Here is a 16,067-nt window from a genome sequence, read left to right as displayed (position 1 = left end):
CGCGCGCCCTACCTAGGCGGTTTGTCGGGCTGTCGCCATAAGACCAATCGCTTTTCGAAAACGCGCGAGGGCGCTTGTCCGCCCAGCCTTTTTCGAGGCATCACCTGCCCATGAGCACGACCCTGCGCCGCGCCGTCGCGGAAGACGCGCAAACCCTGTCCGCCCTGGGGGCGCGCACCTTCACCGAGACCTTCGCGCACCTCTATCCGCCGCAGGACCTGGCGGCCTTCCTGGCCTACGCCTACGGCCTCGAGCGCACGCAGCGCGACCTCGCCGATCCCGACAAGGCCAGCTGGATCCTGGAGAAGGACGGGACGGCGATCGGCTACGCCCTGGCCGGTCCCTGCGACCTGCCCCACCCGGACGTCCAGGCCGACCACGGCGAGTTGAAGCGAATCTACGTGCTGAAAGACCACCAGGGCGGCGGCAACGGCTCGCGCCTGCTGAACACGGTCCTGGAGTGGCTGGAGAAGGACGGCCCGCGCCCCTTGTGGATCGGCGTCTGGTCCGAGAACTTCGGCGCCCAGCGCCTCTACGGCCGCATGGGCTTCGCCAAGGTGGGCGAGTACTTCTTCCCGGTCGGCCAGGTGAAGGATCTGGAGTTCATCCTGCGGCGGGGGTGAAGGCCCTTCCCTATCCGCTCCCTAAGCTCGTCATCCCGGCCGTAGCGAAGCGGAGAGCCGGGACCCAGGGGACTGGGCGCAGCAGTCAGATCGAGCGCCTCACGCAGAGGCCGCCACCTTGCGCCGGCCCCTGGGTCCCGGGTCTGCGGCCCGCTTCGCGGTCCTCCGCCCGGGATGACGATTTTTCGGTGACCTAGTGCCCCGGACGCGGCTCGAACGAGCGCTTCTCGTCCTTCAGGTCCACGCATTCCTTGGCCGGCTTCTGGCCGTGCTGGGCCTTGGGCTCGGACTTGGGGATGCAGTAGTTGGTCATCGGGTTCTGGTGTTGGAACGGCTTCGTCATCATGGCCTCGCCTCCTCCCGCCTCAAATCTCATCCTGCGCGCCTTGCCGGCGCTTGTCGTTGATCTTCGTCATGCCGCTTCGCACAGCGCGTCCTGCTGCTGCACGTCGACGACCACGCTGAGTTCCGAAAGCCCCGGGTCGCCGATCACCGTGCCCGACACCGGCAGGGCCTCGGCCGGAGTGCGGGTGGCCGCCACGCGGATCAGGTCCTCGGATTCGGCCAAGCCGTTGGTGGGGTCGAACTCGGTCCAGCCCAGGTCCGGCAGGAACACCTCGCACCAGGCGTGGGTGGCCCCCGCCCCTCTCATGCCGCCGTGCGAGGGGCTGTAGAGATAGCCGGTGGCGAACACCGCGGCGTAGCCCAGCCGCCGCAGCGCCTCGACCATCAGCCAGGCGAAGTCGCGGCAGGTGCCCGCCCCGCGCGCCACGGTCAGGGCCGGGCTCTGGGTGCCTTCGGCGGCACGGGCCTGGTACTCGAACTGGTCGTGGATGGTGGCGTTGAGCCGCAGCAGGAACTCCAGCGCCGGCTCGTCGGGCCGCTCCATCTGCTCGCGCAGCCAGCGCAGCATCACCCGGTCGGCGTCCTCCGTGGCGGGGCGGATGAAGGGGTCCAGCACGGCCCGGTCCTCGCGGCCGTAGACGATGGGTGAAACGGTGTGCGGGTCGGCCACGGCCTGGTCGGTCAGGGGCGCGGGAAAGCGATCGATGACCAGCCGGCTGGTGATGGTCAGGAAGTCGGCCTTGCCCTCCGGCTGGAAGGTGCAGACGCAGTTGCCGTTGGCGTCGTAGCTCCACCGCGTCTGGCCGGGCAGCGAGGTCGCCAGCGAGGCCTCGACGATGCGGATGGCGTGGCTGTCGCGCGGCCGGATCAGCAGCCGGTGCGGCCCGAACGCCACCGGGCGCTCGTAAGCGTATCGGGTCTCATGGGTGATGCCGAGCCGAGCCATGGGGCCACCTTAACCCTCGGCCCCGGCGAACGTTCCTCACATACCGGTGATTCGTGCAGGTGATCGGAAGTGGCGGCGGTGCGCGCTTCGCAAACCAGATCCTCCCCCGCTGGGGGAGGTGGCCCAGAGGGCCGGAGGGGGTAGCGCCGGCCTATGCCGGGCAATCCCCCTCAGTCGCTCCGCGACAGCTCCCCCAGAGGGGGAGCATCTGGCTCTCAGGCCGCGAACCCAGCCTCGGCGAAGCCCAGCATCCGGTCCAGCAGCGACACCACGTCGGCCTCGCTGGTCTGGCCTTCCGACAGCACGTTCAGGCGGTCGAACTCGGCGAAGCGGTTGTTGTGCAGCATCCCCAGGGTGAAGTGCAGCCGCCAGTAGACCTCCTCGGCCGACAGCTCCGGCCGCGCCTTCAGCAGGGCGTCGGAGAAGCGGCGCAGGTGCGAGACGTCGGTCTTCAGCACGGTGCGGATCTCGTCGGTGCCCTCGCTGCGGGCCCGGATCAGGAACTGCAGCGAGATGCGGCGCTCGTGGTCGGGGGCCAGCCAGCGCAGCGGCGGGGTCAGCAAGGCCGCCAGGATCTCGCGCACCGGCGGGGTCCCGGCGTTTCGGTCGTTGGCCTCGTGCAGCATCTTGGCCCGCTCGCGATTGAGCTCGGCCGTGCGCCGCTTGAAGATTTCGAACAGCAGGGCGTCCTTGGAGCCGAAGTGATAGTTCACCGACGCCAGGTTCACGCCCGCGGCGGCGGTGATGTCGCGCACCGACACGTTCTGGAAGCCATGCAGCGCGAACAGCCGCTCGGCGGCCGTGAACACCAGGTTCTTGGTGACGGCTTCGGTTTCCTGGGCCTCGCCCTCTTGGCCGGCGGCGATCTCGGTGGTCGAACTCAAGACTTCAATCCCCTTACCCATAGGGAACCCTTACAAGCGTTTGATTTCGGCGCAAGCGACAAGATGCGCCGGACGCTGAGGAATTCTCCAACCGGAGCCAGGAAACGAAAAAGGCCCGGCGTCGCCGCCGGGCCTTTTCAACGTCTCGCGTGGTACCACCTCTCGGGCTCGAACCGAGGACCTCTAGATCCACAATCTAGCGCTCTAACCAACTGAGCTAAGGCGGCTCCGCGAGAGGCGTGTTCTTAGTCGGACCCGCCGTCGGGATCAAGCGGCGAAAAGCCCCGAAACGGAGAAAATCGCGCCCCGAAAACGCCCCGCTCCGACCGCAGGAGAGAGGGCAAAGAAAAACGCCCCGGAGCGGATGCTCCAGGGCGTCTTCTTGGGATCGTTCCAAGGTCGTCGCTATTGCGGGACCTGGAAGGTGATCGGCACCGTGATCTCGCCGCCGTCCACCGGAGCCCCATCGAGGGTCTTCGGCTTCATGCGGAAGAGGCGCGACAGCTTCAGGGCCGCGTCACCGAAACCGTAGTCGGCCGGAGATTCCGACACGACCGAGCAGTTCTCGAGCGAACCCTTGGCGTTCACCGTGCAACGGATCGTCGCACGACCACCGGTTTCCGTCCGCTGTGCACGGTCCGGATAGTACCGGGCCATGTCGTCGGCGTTCGGCTTACGCGCCCAGTCAGGACGCGTCACGACCGAAGCCCGGGCGGGCGGAGCCGTCACCGGCGCCGGCGGAGCCGACGAGATGATCGGCGGCGCCGTCTGCTCGACCCGCTCCTTGACGGGCGGGATCGGGAGCGGCGGCGGCGGCGTCACGTCCGGCGGCGGCGCGATCGGCGGCCTCGGCTGCACCACCGCGGGAGGCGGCGGCGGAGCGTTGGTCGGCGGCGGCGGCGGGGGCGGAGGAGGCGGCGGCGGAGGCGGCGGAGGCGGAGGCAGCTCCACGTCCACAGCTTCGTCGCTGTACTCCTTCAGCACCGCTTCGAACTTCTGCTTCGCGAGGTACGCGAAGAGGAGCCCGTGCAGCCCGAGGACGATGATCAGGGCCACGCCGAAGGTGCCGAGGCCCTTCTTACGGCGCGGACCTTCCGAGGTCAGCGGATCGTAGTGGCGATGCTCGGGCGTTTGTTGTTCAGCCATGCATCACCCCTCAGCTGTTCTCATCCCGGCCGATAAGTGCCACGCTGTAGAACCCGTTGTCCTGGAGGGCGTTCATGACCTCCATAAACGAGCCGTAGCGAGTCTTTTCGTCCGCGCGGATGAAGATGCGTTCCTTGGAGGGATCGCGTCTGCCGATGTTCTTCGTCAGGTCTTCACCCATCGTGTCGATCGAGGTCCGGTCGTCGCCGATGTACAGCTGACCGTTCGCCTTGATGGAGATGTAGACCGGTTTCGGCGGGTTGGGGGTCGCTTTCGCCACCGCCGGCGGCAGGTTCACTTCGATCGACACGGAGGCCAGCGGAGCCGCCACCATGAAGATGATCAGAAGGACCAGCATGACGTCCACGAAGGGCGTGACGTTGATCTCGCTGTTCTGTTCGACGTTGAACCTGTCGCCGCCGCCACCCGAAAGTTTGGCGGCCATCGGTCTTACGCCCCCTTGTCGAGCTGACGCGAGATAGCGTTCATCAGTTCAGCAACGAAACCTTCCGAACGCGTGCCGTAGGCCGAGATGCGGGTCTGGAAGTAGTTGTAGAAGATAACCGCCGGGATAGCGGCGAACAGACCGATACCGGTGGCGAGCAGGGCTTCAGCGATACCCGGCGCGACGACGGCGAGGTTGGTCGTGTTGGTGTTCGCGATGCTGATGAACGAGGTCATGATCCCGTACACGGTGCCGAACAGACCGATGAACGGACCACCCGAACCGACCGAGGCCAGGAACACCATGCCGCCCGACAGGCGCTTGGCCAGCGAGGCCTGCACCGCGTTGATGGCGTAGGTGGCGCGAGCGATCGTCGAGTCGCGGTGTTCGCCGCCGACTTGCAGACCGGCCTGACGCGACAGTTCGACTTCTTGGGCGGCCGCGGCGGCCATGTCGGCCAGCGGGTTGCCTTCGAATTCTTCCGACGAGCCGATGCGGGCGATGTCGGCGATCGAGCGAGCGCCGCGGAAGGCTTCCAGGAACTGGTCGGTTTGCTTGTTCAGGCTGCCGAACTCGAGCAGCTTGGTGATCAGCAGAACCCACGAGAAGACCGAGGCCAGCAGCAGGCCGATCATCACGACCTTAACGACGATGCCGGCCGCGAGGAACATGCCGACCGGGGTCAGCGAGTGCGACTTCATCTTTTCGGTCGCGGCTTCACCGGCGTTTTCCTCGGCCGGAGCGGCGTCGGCGGCGGGAGCCGGGGTTGCGGCCGGGGTCGCGGCCGGAGCGGCGGCTTCGGCGGCGGCCGGCGCAGGCGCGGCGGCGTCCTGAGCGAAGGCCGGGGCGCTCGCCATCAGCGCCATGGCGCCGACGAGAGCGATGAGGGGGGTCTTCCGTTTAATGTCGAGCATCTGTCGCCAGTTCCTGATTGGTCTAGCACGTTTGGACCGAGGGTCGTCGCGCGAGAGCGTCTCCACCCTAACTTGAAAAGCCCGCTTTCCCACCCGATCTCTCGGATGTTGGGCAGACCCGCTTCGCTGCGCTCGACCCGTTACGCCCCGCTTGGAAGGCTCATGCCCGCCCAGAAGGATCGTTTCGAAGCGCGAGTGACCGCGGCCCCTTTCGAGGCTCTGGTCTTACCGCAATGTTAGAATTGCGGCATGGGTCCTTTGGCAACCCCTTTTCGCACCGTCAAGGGGGCGGCCAGGGCATAAATTTACGACAGTCAGCGCTCGAAAGCGGTTATTGCTGCACTGCACAAAAGGCAAATCAGGAATTCAAGGCGGTTTTTCCCTAACAAAGGGAATATTGGCGCCGCATCGCAGCATGCCGACAAAACAGCGATCTCCCGGCGACTGCCCGGAAGCTGGTCAGACAACCTCCCCAGGAGGCGCCGCAGAATCCCTGAGACCGCTCCCAGATGTCCTGACCGGACAAGAATCCGTCGGCGGGGCGACTTAAGGGAAAGCGATGCTTCTGGCCAGAACTGATCATCCGCACTCATAAGCGCGAAATCCTCGACGCTAGCCGACAACGTATCGCATCGCGACACGCGATCTTGCGCAACGTGTCGTATCGCGATACAAACGTTGCCAGGGGCGACGCGCATGGCCATCCAAAGCTTCCGAGACGAGCGAGCAGCGACGATCTTCGCCGGGAACTCCCCAGGAAAGGGGTTCCCCGCCGATCTGCTCCGCCCCGCCAAACGGAAGCTGGAGATGCTGCACGCGGCCGTCCTGCTCGAAGACCTTCGCGCGCCGCCGGGCAATCGCCTGGAAGCGCTCGTCGGCGATCGGGCGGGCCAGCATTCGATCCGGGTCAACGACCAGTTCCGGCTGGTCTTCGTCTGGACACCGGCCGGCCCGACCGATGTCGAGTTCGTGGACTATCATTGACGCACGGTCGAGGCCGCTCTCGGCCCGTATCTCATCAGAGGATCTTGCGATGAGCCCGATCGCAACCTCAGCAGCCCCCCTCTCCCCGGTGCATCCCGGCGAGATCCTGCTGGAAGAATTCATCAGGCCGCTTGGCTGGTCGCCCGGCAAGACGGCCGCCAAGCTCCACATCGCGCGTCCGCGCATCGAGAAGCTGGTGCGGGGCCAGACCCCGGTCACGGTCGACACCGCCCTGCGGCTCGAAAAGCTGTTCGGCGCCACGGCCCAGTTCTGGCTGAACCTGCAGAACCGCTACGACCTGGAGATCGCGCGCGCCAGGCTGCCTGAGGACATCGCCAGCATCGAACCGATCGACCACGCCGCCTGATCGAGCGCACCCTGATCAAGCTAAGCGAGGGCGCGGAATCGCTTCGCGCGACGCACGCCGCCACAGCTCCCGAAGGAGCGCCGCGAACCACAATTTTAGGAAAAAGAAGGTGGTGCCTGGGGCCGGAATCGAACCAGCGACACGCGGATTTTCAATCCGCTGCTCTACCAACTGAGCTACCCAGGCCCTTGGACCTTCGAAGCGGTTTAGGCCGCCCCGGCCTCGCCCTGCGGCGAGGAGCCGGGTCTATAGGAGAGCCCGCCCGGCTTGTCCAGCGCCCTTTTCGACTAATTGTCGAAGTCTGTGGACAGCGGGTTTTCCTCGTCGTCCTGGGCGCCAGGAACCACGTAGCGGTCCGACAGCCAGCGCTGAAGATCGACGTCCGCGCAGCGCTTCGAGCAGAAGGGCCGGGCCTCCGGCGTCGCCGGCTTGCGGCAGATCGGACAGGGGCTGCTCATGACGCGGAGACCTCGATGCGGTCGTTCGGCCAGCCGGGCTCGGCCGTAACCGTGAAGCGCCGGCCCAGGCGGTCGGCGACGCCGGCGTCGAGGGCGGCGAAGGAATCGGCCACCGACGGCGCGCAACGGGCCACGAGGCGCGCGCCGGGATCGGCCCGCCCTTCCCGCTCCAGGGCCCGCGCCAGGCGGCGGGCGGCGTATTGCGACGTCCAGGCCCCGTTGCGCCCGACCAGGCGCTCCATGACCGGCGTGGCGCGGCGCGGCACGGCCATCTCCAGCGCCCCGAATTTGCTGAGCCCCCCGATGGCGACGCCCGGATTGTCCGGCGCGAAGGCCACGCGGGCGGCCGAGGTCAGGGCCTGGCCGTCATGGCCGCGCCCCACCAGGTCGAACACCACCAGCCCGCCCAGCCCCTTCAGGCGCAGCACGCGGGCGGCGACGGCCAGGGCCGCCAGGTTGGCCTGACGGGCGGCCCGCTTGGCGTCCCCCTCGCGGCCGCCCAGGTCGACGTCGATCGACACCAGGGCGCGCGTGGCCTCGACGGCCACGTCGCCGCCGCCAGGCAGCGAGAAGACGGTTTCCAGTATATCGGCCTCGGCCGCCTCGACGGCCTCCAGGGCGCGTTCGCCCTGGGTCGGCGAGCCGGACTTCACGAAGTGGCGCAGCTGCTCCTCGAGCGTCGGGGCGGGCGCCAGCACGCGCGGCTCCCCCTCCCCCTCGGCGATGAACCGCGCCACGGCCGACTTGTCGGCGCGCGAGGCGGTGCGGATCTCGATCTCGACCAGGCCGCCCTGCACCAGCTTGGGCATGTCGGGCTTGATCGGCAGCAGCACGTCGGCGCCGCCCGGCAGGGCCACGAAGGCGGCCCCGAAGGCCTTCTCGATGGATTTCACCCGGGCCACCCCGCGAACGCCCTCGGCGTCCAGCGGATCATCGCCCGGCCATTGCACGATCAGCCGCTCGGGCCGGCCGTCCAGGGTGACGACGCCGACGGTCTCGCCGACGCCCTTGTAGAGGTATGCGCGACGCTCGCTCATGCGGCGGCCGCGCGGCGGGTCCAGCCCCGTCCTTCAAGCATGCACAGGGTCTCGTACAGCGGCAGGCCGACCACGCTGGGATAGGAACCCTGCAGGTCGACGATGAAGCCGCCCGCAACGCCCTGCACGCCGTAGCCGCCGGCCTTGCCGCGCCACTGCCCGCTCGCGACGTAGGATTCGAACTCGGCGTCCGACAGCCGCTTGAACACCACCCGGGTCTCGATCACCCGCGAGCTGATCCCGCCGTCCGGACCGATCAGGGCCACGCCCGTCAGCACCTTGTGGGCGCGGCCGGTCAGCAGGCCCAGGCAATAGCGGACGTCCGCCTCGCTCTCGGCCTTGGGCAGGATGCGGCGGCCAACGGCCACCACCGTATCGGCGGCCAGCACGAAGTCGCCCGGCGAGCGGGCGGCGACGGCGCGCGCCTTCTCCTGCGCCAGGCGCAGGGCGTGGCGACGCGGGGTCTCGTCGCGCAGCGGCGACTCGTCGATGTCGGCGGGATCGACCCGGTCGGGCGTTACGCCGACCTGGGCCAGAAGGTCCAAGCGCCTGGGGCTCGCACTGGCCAGGACCAGCGAAGGCTGGGCGACCGTCATGTGCGCGCCCGGCTTACTTGAAGCGGTAGGTGATACGGCCCTTGGTCAGGTCGTAGGGCGTCATTTCCACGAGCACCTTGTCACCGGCCAGCACGCGGATGCGGTTCTTGCGCATCTTGCCGGCGGTGTGGGCGATGATCTCGTGATCGTTCTCGAGCTTCACGCGGAACGTGGCGTTGGGCAGCAGTTCGCTGACCGTGCCGGGAAACTCGAGCAGTTCTTCCTTAGCCATCAGGCCTCTCATAAAGGGGTTCAATAGCAACGCGGCCCGCGCGACCCGAAAACGAGTCGTGACGCGAGCCGCGGCTGCGAGGCGGGGCTTATAGCGCATTCACCCCCCAAACGTCGATGGTGTCCCGAAACGCCGACGAATCGCGGCCGAAAGCATGTCGCGAACCTCGCGATAGGCCGTCAGCATCGCCTCGCGCGAGCCCTCGCTCACCAGGGTCGGATCATGGGTCGGCCAGTACTCGATCTCGACCGAGCGATCGCGCGACAGCTCCACGGCCCGGTGCTGGGCTTCCGGCGTCAGCGACACGACGACGTCGAAGCTGTCGTCCTCCAGCTCGGCGAAGGTCTTGGGCTTGTGCGTGGCCACGTCGACGCCCAGCTCGTCCATCACCGCCACCACGAAGGGGTCGATCCCCTCCCCGGCCGGATCCGGCTTCAGGCCGCAGGAGTCCACATACGCCCGCGTGCCGTAGAAGCGCTTGAACAGCGCCTCGGCCATCGGCGAACGCACGCGGTTGTAGTTGCAGGTGAACAGCACCGCATCGGGCAGATCCGACACGCGCTCAGCCTCGCCAGTGCAGCGCGCAGATCAGGGTGAAGAGACGCCGGGCCGTGTCGAGGTCGGTCTTGACCTTGCCCTCCAGCCGCTCGCGCAGCAGGCCCGAGCCTTCGTTGTGCAAGCCCCGCCGGCCCATGTCCAAGGCCTCGATCTGCTGCGGCGTCGAGTTGCGGATCGCCTGGTAGTAGCTGTCGCAGATCATGAAGTAGTCGCGGATCACCCCGCGGAACGGCGACAGCGACAGCAGGTGCCGTTTCTCGTAGCCGCCGCCGACGATGTCGAGCGCCAGCCGGTTCTCGATCAGCGACAGCTTCAGGTCATAGGGCCCGACCTCGGCCTCGGCCGGCTGGAAGTAGTTGCCGTCCAGCAGGTCGAAGATCGCCACCTGGCGCTCCTGCTCCTGGTCGCGCGAGGCGGCCGCCAACGAATCCTCGTCGATGGCGATGCTCTTCAGGAAGTGCTTGCTGCGATCTTCGGACATCTTGGCGGCGAGGTTGGCGCGTCAGTCTTTGGAAGGCAACCGGCCCGGAAGCCGAATGGACGCCGACAGGGCGTGGGCCGGCAGCCCCTCGGCCTCCGCCAGCGCCGCCGTGTGCGGACCAAGGATCCCGAACGAGGCCGCGTCGCACTTCACGATCGAGGTGCGCTTGATGAAGTCGTAGATCGACAGGCCCGACTGGAAGCGCGCCGCGCGGCTGGTCGGCAGCACGTGGTTCGAGCCGGCCACATAGTCGCCGATGGCTTCCGGCGTCAGGCGGCCCAGGAAGATCGCCCCGGCGTGGCGGACGCGGTCCGACAGAGCTTCCGGGTTCTCCAGGGCGAACTCGACGTGCTCGGGGGCGATGGCGTCCACCAGGGCCGGGCTCTCGTCCAGCGGCGCGATGATCACCGCGCCGTGGTCGCGCCACGAGGCGGCGGCGTCCTCGCCCGTCGACAGGGCCTTCAGGCGCTCGGTCACGGCGGCCTCGACGGCGGCGGCGAAGGCCTCGTCGTCGGTGATCAGGATCGACTGGGCGGCCGGGTCGTGCTCGGCCTGGCTCAGCAGGTCGGCGGCGATCCAGTCGGGATTGTTGTCACGGTCGGCGACCACCACGATCTCGGACGGGCCGGCCAGGGCGTCGATGCCGACCACGCCATAGAGGCGGCGCTTGGCGGCGGTGACATAGGCGTTGCCGGGGCCGACGATCTTGTCGACCGGCTGGATCGGCCCCGCGCCATAGGCCAGGGCGGCCACGGCCTGGGCCCCGCCGATGCGCCAGATCTCGGTCACGCCGGCTTCTTTCGCGGCGGCCAGCACGGCCGGCTGCAGCTTGCCGGGCGGGGTGACCATGGCGATGCGGTCTACGCCAGCCACCTGGGCCGGCACGGCGTTCATCAGCACGGTCGAGGGATAGGCCGCCCGGCCGCCGGGCACGTAGACGCCCACGGCCTCCAGCGGCGTCCAGCGCCAGCCCAGCTCGACCCCGGCCTCGTCGGTCCAGGCCTGGTCGGCCGGACGCTGGCGGGCGTGATAGACGCGGATGCGTTCGGCGGCGAAGGCGATGGCCTCGCGCACCTCTTGCGAACACTCGGCGGCCCCGGCCTCGATCTCGGCGGCGGTGACGCGGACGGTCTCTTCCGTCAGGTCCACCTTGTCGAAGCGGCGGGTGTAGTCGAGCACGGCGTCCAGGCCGCCATGCTTGACCGCCTCCAGCACGTCCGCGGTCGCGGCGTCGACATCAGCCGGCGAACCGCGGCGCTCGTCGAGGAAGGCCTTGAAGGCCTGGGCGAAGTCGGGGCTGGAGAAGTCGAACCTGCGCATGGCGCCTAGATGCGCGTTTTTACGGCGGGGGCAAGGGGATTTGACGCCCCCTTCTCCCCTTGCGGGAGAAGGTGTCGCCGAAAGGCGACGGATGAGGGGTCTCTCAAAACTATTCGCCGCACCCAGTCGGACCGCCGTCGCGGCGGCCCCGATTATCGACCCCTCACCCGACCTCGCTCCGCGAGGCCACCCTCTCCCGCAAGGGGAGAGGGATCGAAACCGTTACGCCCAGCCCGGCTTCCTCTTGGCCAGGAAGGCCCGCACGCCTTCCTGTCCTTCATCGGAGACCCGCCGGCGGGCGATGCGGCGGGCGCTGTCGTCGATCAGGCCGCGATCGATCTTCTCGAAGGCGAAGTCGTTGACCAGGGCCTTGGCGTCGCCGATCGCGCCGGGCGCGCAGGGGATGACTTCCTCGATCAGCGCATCCTGGGCCGCGACCAGCCCCTCAACGTCGTCGAACACCTCGTCGACCAGCCCGTAGCTCCAGGCCGCGTCGGCGTCGAACACCCGGCCGGTGGCGAACAGCAGCTTGGCCGTGCGCGGACCCAGCGCCGCGATCACATAGGGGCTGATGGTCGCCGGGGTGAGGCCCAGCTTCACCTCCGAAAAGGCGAACTTGGCGTCGGCCGTCGCCAGCGCATGGTCGCAGGCCGCCACCAGACCGGCGCCGCCGCCAAAGGCCGCGCCCTCGACCAGCGCTACGGTCAGCGCCGGAATGTCGTGCAGCGCCTTGAGCATATGCGCCAGCTCCAGGGCGTCGGAGCGGTTGTCGTCCTCGCTCCAGTCAGCCGCGGAAGCCATCCATTCCAGGTCGGCGCCGGCGCAGAAGGTGCCGCCCACGCCGCGCAAGAACACCACCCGCACGCCCTCGGCCCCGTGCAGGGTCTCGAAGGCCTGGGCGAGCGCGGCGATGGTCGCCGAATCGAAGGCGTTCTTCTTCTCCGGCCGGTTGATCCACACCGTCACCGCGCCTTCGGGCGTCGAGTCGATATGGACCAGCGGGCTCATGGCGTCGGTGTCCGGCACCTCGACGATCGGGTCGGCGATGGGGTTGGTCATGAGCACGCTCCTTTTGGGGAAGTCTAATGATACGCCTAAGGCCGAGGTTCCGCTTGAACCATCACATCCTGAAGACGCCGAAGGTCGTCTCGGGAATCGGCGCGTTCAGGCTGGCCGATATGGCCAGACCCAGCACGTCGCGGGTTTGAGCCGGATCAATGATCCCGTCGTCCCACAGCCGCGAGGTGGCGTGGTACGGGTTGCCCTCGTCCTCGTAGCGCTGGCGGATCGGGGCCTTGAAGGCCTCGGCCTGCTCGTCGGTCCAGGTCGCCGCGTCGCGGTGCACCGTGGCCAGCACGCTGGCGGCCTGCTCGCCGCCCATCACCGAGATGCGCGAATTGGGCCAGGTGAACAGGAACCGGGGCGAATAGGCCCGGCCGCACATGCCGTAGTTGCCGGCCCCGAAGCTGCCGCCGATCAGCACCGTGAACTTCGGCACCTCCGCGCTCGCCACCGCCGTCACCAGCTTGGCGCCGTCCTTGGCGATGCCGCCGGCCTCGTACTTGCCGCCGACCATGAAGCCCGAGATGTTCTGCAGGAACACCAGCGGGATCTTCCGCTTGCAGGCCAGCTCGATGAAGTGCGCGCCCTTCAGCGCGCTTTCGGAGAACAACACGCCGTTGTTGGCCAGGATCGCCACCGGCTGGCCCCAGATCCGCGCGAAGCCGCAGACCAGGGTCGTGCCGTACAGCGCCTTGAACTCGTCGAACACCGAGCCGTCGACGATGCGGGCGATAATCTCGCGCACCTCGTAGGGCGCGCGCACGTCGGTCGGCACGACGCCGTAGATCTCCTGCGGATCGTAGAGCGGCGGCTCGGCGTCAGTGACCACAGCCTCGTGAAGCTTCTCGGCGTTGAGGTTCGCGACGATCGAACGAACGATCTCCAGCGCGTGCTCGTCGTCGTCGGCCACGTGGTCGACCACGCCCGAACGCCGGCCGTGGGTGTCGGCCCCGCCCAGTTCCTCGGCGCTGATCACCTCGCCGGTGGCGGCCTTCACCAGCGGCGGGCCGGCCAGGAAGATGGTGCCCTGCTCGCGCACGATGACGGTCTCGTCGCTCATCGCCGGCACATAGGCCCCGCCGGCCGTGCACGAGCCCATGACGCAGGCGATCTGGGCGATGCCCCGGGCGCTCATCCGGGCCTGGTTGAAGAAGATGCGGCCGAAGTGGTCGCGGTCGGGAAACACCTCGGCCTGGTGGGGCAGGTTCGCGCCGCCGCTGTCGACCAGATAGACGCACGGCAGGCGGTTCTGCTCGGCGATCTCCTGGGCGCGCAGGTGCTTCTTCACCGTCATCGGGAAATAGGCGCCGCCCTTCACCGTGGCGTCGTTGGCGACGATCATGACTTCACGACCCGAGACCCGGCCGATTCCGGCGATGATCCCCGCGCCCGGCGCCTCGCCCTTGTAGAGGTCGAAGGCGGTCAGCTGGCCGATCTCCAGGAACGGCGAGCCGGGGTCGAGCAGACGCTCCACGCGCTCTCGGGGCAGCAGCTTGCCGCGCGCCGTATGCTTCAGGCGCGCGCTCTCGGGGCCGCCCAGGGCCGCCGTCGCGACCCTTTCGCGCAGTTCCTCCGCTAGGGCCGTGTTGTGCGCAGCGTTTTTCGCGAACGAAGCGCTGTTCTTGTCAATAAGCGTGTTCAGCTTCGGCATAAGCGAGGCATAGCCTTTTCCATTTCGTCCCGAAAGCGGCGATATTCGACCTCGGATAGTCAAGGTCCCCGCATCGGTTTAGCGTCCTGTTCGTGGTCACCCTTCCAGACTTCATGGCCGACACGGCCCTGGCCCGGTTGTTCTCGCGCGAGCGGCGCGAGGGCGACGCCGCCTGGTTCTCGTTGCCGGGCGGCTCCCTACTCTATGCGCCCGGCGAGGCCTCCGACCACCTCTACTTCCTGCGCACCGGGCGCCTGGGCGCCTTCCGCCGCGACGAAGGTCAGGAGCCGCAGTTCCTCGGCGTGATCCGCCCGGGCGAGCCGGCCGGCGAGATGGCGATGATCGCCGGCGCCCCGCACTCGGCCCACATGGTCGCCCTGCGCGATTCCGAGATCCTGGCCCTGCCCCGCGCCGCCTTCTTCGAGGCGGTCGAGCAGGACCCTGACGTGATGATCGAGCTGTCGCGGCTGATGATCCGCCGCGCCCGCCAGGCCGGGGCCCACGCCTCCATTGGTGACCCGTCCGTCTACGGGTTCATCGCCGCCGGCGACTGCCACGCCATCCGCCCGATCGTCGAGCGCATCGGCCGCTGCATCGCCGCCCTGGGCTACGCCGTCACCGTCGAGGGCGGCGAGAGCCTGCTGGCCCCCACCGAGTGGTTCAGCCGCGTCGAGCGCAGCCACGACTTCGTGCTCTACGTCGCCGAGGCCCACGAGACCGCCTGGAAGCACGTGGTCGGCCGCCAGGTCGACCGCCTGTTCCGCGTCGGCCGCGGCGACCAGGCCCCGCCGCCCGAGCCGCCGGCCTACGCCTCGCGGCCGCTGCAGGCCCAGCGGTTGATCGACCTGATCCTGATCCAGCCCCCGAACGCCGAGCGGCCGCAGGGCTCGCAGGCCTGGCTGGAGGCCACCGACGCGGCCCGCCTCTTCCACCTGCGCGAAAACCGCCTGGCCGACGTCGAGCGCCTGGCCCGGGTGCTCACCGGCCAGTCGGTGGGCCTGGTGCTCTCCGGCGGCGGCGCGCGGGCCTACGCCCACATCGGCGCCATCCAGGCCCTGCGTGAGCGCGGCGTGCCGATCGACTTCGTCGGCGGGGCCTCGATGGGCGGCATCGTCGCGGCGGGCCTGGCCATGGGCTGGGACGACGGCGAGATGGAGGCCCGCATCCGCAAGGCCTTCGTCGACACCAGCCCGCTCGACGACATCGCCTTCCCGCTGGTCGCCATGACCCGCGGCGAGAAGGTCAAGGCCCGCCTGCACGAGCATTTCGGCGACATCGACATCGCCGACCTGTGGCTGCCGTTCTTCTGCGTCTCGTCGAACCTGACCTCGGGCGCCTATCACCTGCACCGCTCGGGGCCGCTGCACAGCGCCCTGCGCGCCTCGATCTCGCTGCCGGGCGTGCTGCCGCCGGTCGCCGACGGCGACGCGGTGCTGGTCGACGGGGCGGTGATGAAGAACTTCCCCGCCGACGTCATGCGCGCCTTCCAGCTGGGCCCCATCATCGGCGTCGACGTCACCCGCGGCCGCAGCATCACCGCCGCCGACATCGCCCGGCCGCCATCGCTGTGGAAATGGCTGTTCTCGGGCGAATGGCGCAAGGGCCCGCCGATCGTCGCCCTGCTGATGCGCGCGGCCACCGTCTCCACCGGCCGCGACCTCGCCGCCAGCCGCGAAGCCAGCGACGTCCTGATCACCCCCAAGCTCGACAAGATCGACATCCGCGACTGGAAAGCCTTCGAACCGGCCGTGGCGGCGGGCTTCGAAGCGGCGGCGGTGGCGCTCGACAGCCTGGAGGTCCCGGTGGCGGAGCTTCGTCGGCGAAAGAGCCTGGCGGAGATGGAGTAGACCCGAAAACCCTCTCTCTTTGAGAGAGGGAGGGACCCGCCGCGAAGCGGTGGGAGGGTGAGAGGTTTCACCGTCAGCCGGCAAACCTCGATCCCTTCAACTACGAGCACAATCTCGCGACAACTGCCGAATACCCGACTAGCCGCGCTCAGTTCGGAAAGAGTGTAACCT

19 protein-coding genes, 2 tRNA genes and 1 pseudogene are annotated in these 16,067 nt (G+C 68.5%); 5 read left to right on the top strand and 17 right to left on the bottom strand.

Features of this window, described 5'->3' with window-relative positions:
* The first annotated feature begins 110 nt into the window (after nucleotides 1-110).
* Nucleotides 111-623: an N-acetyltransferase family protein gene (locus AC2YHT_RS17000; protein WP_487290954.1), complete on the top strand. Its 513-nt coding sequence runs from the start codon at nucleotides 111-113 to the stop codon at nucleotides 621-623.
* A 25-nt stretch (nucleotides 624-648) separates the two neighbouring features.
* A pseudogene (locus AC2YHT_RS16995) lies at nucleotides 649-801 on the top strand (hypothetical protein); the annotation flags it as partial.
* Nucleotides 802-816: 15 nt separating this feature from the next.
* On the opposite strand, the gene AC2YHT_RS16990 reads toward AC2YHT_RS16995, so the two are convergent.
* The 7 genes from AC2YHT_RS16990 to AC2YHT_RS16960 form a co-directional block, all read right to left on the bottom strand.
* Nucleotides 817-969, bottom strand: a complete 153-nt coding sequence (locus AC2YHT_RS16990; RefSeq protein WP_158286210.1) for a hypothetical protein — start codon at nucleotides 967-969, stop codon at nucleotides 817-819.
* Between the two features lie 66 nt (nucleotides 970-1,035).
* On the bottom strand, nucleotides 1,036-1,914 hold the full coding sequence (locus AC2YHT_RS16985; protein ID WP_487290953.1) for a transglutaminase family protein: 879 nt from the start codon (nucleotides 1,912-1,914) through the stop codon (nucleotides 1,036-1,038).
* 215 nt (nucleotides 1,915-2,129) lie between these two features.
* Nucleotides 2,130-2,798, bottom strand: coding sequence for a TetR/AcrR family transcriptional regulator (locus tag AC2YHT_RS16980; protein ID WP_487290952.1), 669 nt, complete (start codon nucleotides 2,796-2,798; stop codon nucleotides 2,130-2,132).
* Nucleotides 2,799-2,948: 150 nt separating this feature from the next.
* Nucleotides 2,949-3,025 (bottom strand) — tRNA-His (locus tag AC2YHT_RS16975).
* Between the two features lie 178 nt (nucleotides 3,026-3,203).
* Nucleotides 3,204-3,944 carry an energy transducer TonB gene (locus tag AC2YHT_RS16970; protein ID WP_487290951.1) on the bottom strand — a complete coding sequence of 247 codons (741 nt, stop codon included), beginning with the start codon at nucleotides 3,942-3,944 and terminating at the stop codon, nucleotides 3,204-3,206.
* A 10-nt stretch (nucleotides 3,945-3,954) separates the two neighbouring features.
* Nucleotides 3,955-4,389, bottom strand: coding sequence for a biopolymer transporter ExbD (locus AC2YHT_RS16965; RefSeq protein ID WP_110133137.1), 435 nt, complete (start codon nucleotides 4,387-4,389; stop codon nucleotides 3,955-3,957).
* A gap of 5 nt (nucleotides 4,390-4,394) precedes the next feature.
* Nucleotides 4,395-5,303, bottom strand: a complete 909-nt coding sequence (locus AC2YHT_RS16960) for a MotA/TolQ/ExbB proton channel family protein (protein WP_487290950.1) — start codon at nucleotides 5,301-5,303, stop codon at nucleotides 4,395-4,397.
* Nucleotides 5,304-5,999: 696 nt separating this feature from the next.
* On the opposite strand from AC2YHT_RS16960, the gene AC2YHT_RS16955 reads away from it, so the two are divergent.
* Complete coding sequence (locus tag AC2YHT_RS16955) at nucleotides 6,000-6,287, top strand: type II toxin-antitoxin system RelE/ParE family toxin (protein WP_487290949.1); 288 nt, start codon at nucleotides 6,000-6,002, stop codon at nucleotides 6,285-6,287.
* A gap of 49 nt (nucleotides 6,288-6,336) precedes the next feature.
* Nucleotides 6,337-6,654, top strand: a complete 318-nt coding sequence (locus AC2YHT_RS16950; RefSeq protein WP_487290948.1) for a HigA family addiction module antitoxin — start codon at nucleotides 6,337-6,339, stop codon at nucleotides 6,652-6,654.
* 110 nt (nucleotides 6,655-6,764) lie between these two features.
* On the opposite strand, the gene AC2YHT_RS16945 is transcribed toward AC2YHT_RS16950, so the two are convergent.
* The 10 genes from AC2YHT_RS16945 to AC2YHT_RS16900 form a co-directional block, all read right to left on the bottom strand.
* Nucleotides 6,765-6,840 (bottom strand) — tRNA-Phe (locus AC2YHT_RS16945).
* Nucleotides 6,841-6,941: 101 nt separating this feature from the next.
* Nucleotides 6,942-7,112 carry a DNA gyrase inhibitor YacG gene (yacG, locus tag AC2YHT_RS16940; RefSeq protein ID WP_110133139.1) on the bottom strand — a complete coding sequence of 57 codons (171 nt, stop codon included), beginning with the start codon at nucleotides 7,110-7,112 and terminating at the stop codon, nucleotides 6,942-6,944.
* On the bottom strand, nucleotides 7,109-8,149 hold the full coding sequence (locus AC2YHT_RS16935; protein ID WP_487290947.1) for a ribonuclease E/G: 1,041 nt from the start codon (nucleotides 8,147-8,149) through the stop codon (nucleotides 7,109-7,111). Before AC2YHT_RS16935 ends, yacG begins: the two co-directional genes overlap by 4 nt.
* Nucleotides 8,146-8,745: a Maf family nucleotide pyrophosphatase gene (locus AC2YHT_RS16930; protein ID WP_487290946.1), complete on the bottom strand. Its 600-nt coding sequence runs from the start codon at nucleotides 8,743-8,745 to the stop codon at nucleotides 8,146-8,148. Before AC2YHT_RS16930 ends, AC2YHT_RS16935 begins: the two co-directional genes overlap by 4 nt.
* 13 nt (nucleotides 8,746-8,758) lie before the next feature.
* Nucleotides 8,759-8,977, bottom strand: a complete 219-nt coding sequence (gene infA, locus AC2YHT_RS16925; RefSeq protein WP_004617696.1) for a translation initiation factor IF-1 — start codon at nucleotides 8,975-8,977, stop codon at nucleotides 8,759-8,761.
* A 99-nt stretch (nucleotides 8,978-9,076) separates the two neighbouring features.
* Entirely contained in the window at nucleotides 9,077-9,535 is a 459-nt protein-coding gene (locus tag AC2YHT_RS16920) for an arsenate-mycothiol transferase ArsC (RefSeq protein WP_487290945.1), read from the bottom strand.
* 4 nt (nucleotides 9,536-9,539) lie between these two features.
* The gene (locus AC2YHT_RS16915; protein ID WP_487290944.1) at nucleotides 9,540-10,016 is read right to left on the bottom strand and encodes a UPF0262 family protein; all 477 of its coding nucleotides are present in this window, start codon (nucleotides 10,014-10,016) and stop codon (nucleotides 9,540-9,542) included.
* Nucleotides 10,017-10,037: 21 nt separating this feature from the next.
* Nucleotides 10,038-11,336: a histidinol dehydrogenase gene (gene hisD / locus AC2YHT_RS16910; RefSeq protein WP_487290943.1), complete on the bottom strand. Its 1,299-nt coding sequence runs from the start codon at nucleotides 11,334-11,336 to the stop codon at nucleotides 10,038-10,040.
* A gap of 222 nt (nucleotides 11,337-11,558) precedes the next feature.
* Nucleotides 11,559-12,395 carry an enoyl-CoA hydratase-related protein gene (locus AC2YHT_RS16905; RefSeq protein WP_487290942.1) on the bottom strand — a complete coding sequence of 279 codons (837 nt, stop codon included), beginning with the start codon at nucleotides 12,393-12,395 and terminating at the stop codon, nucleotides 11,559-11,561.
* 61 nt (nucleotides 12,396-12,456) lie between these two features.
* The gene (locus AC2YHT_RS16900; RefSeq protein ID WP_487290941.1) at nucleotides 12,457-14,049 is read right to left on the bottom strand and encodes a carboxyl transferase domain-containing protein; all 1,593 of its coding nucleotides are present in this window, start codon (nucleotides 14,047-14,049) and stop codon (nucleotides 12,457-12,459) included.
* A gap of 113 nt (nucleotides 14,050-14,162) precedes the next feature.
* Here AC2YHT_RS16900 and AC2YHT_RS16895 point away from each other — a divergent pair, with 113 nt between their 5' ends.
* Nucleotides 14,163-15,896, top strand: a complete 1,734-nt coding sequence (locus AC2YHT_RS16895) for a patatin-like phospholipase family protein (RefSeq protein WP_487291042.1) — start codon at nucleotides 14,163-14,165, stop codon at nucleotides 15,894-15,896.
* The last annotated feature ends 171 nt before the right edge of the window (nucleotides 15,897-16,067 follow it).

Source organism: Caulobacter sp. SRI_008, from assembly GCF_057586355.1.
The sequence above is the reverse complement of the archived record's forward strand: the minus strand, read 5'-3'. Positions and strand labels throughout refer to the sequence as shown.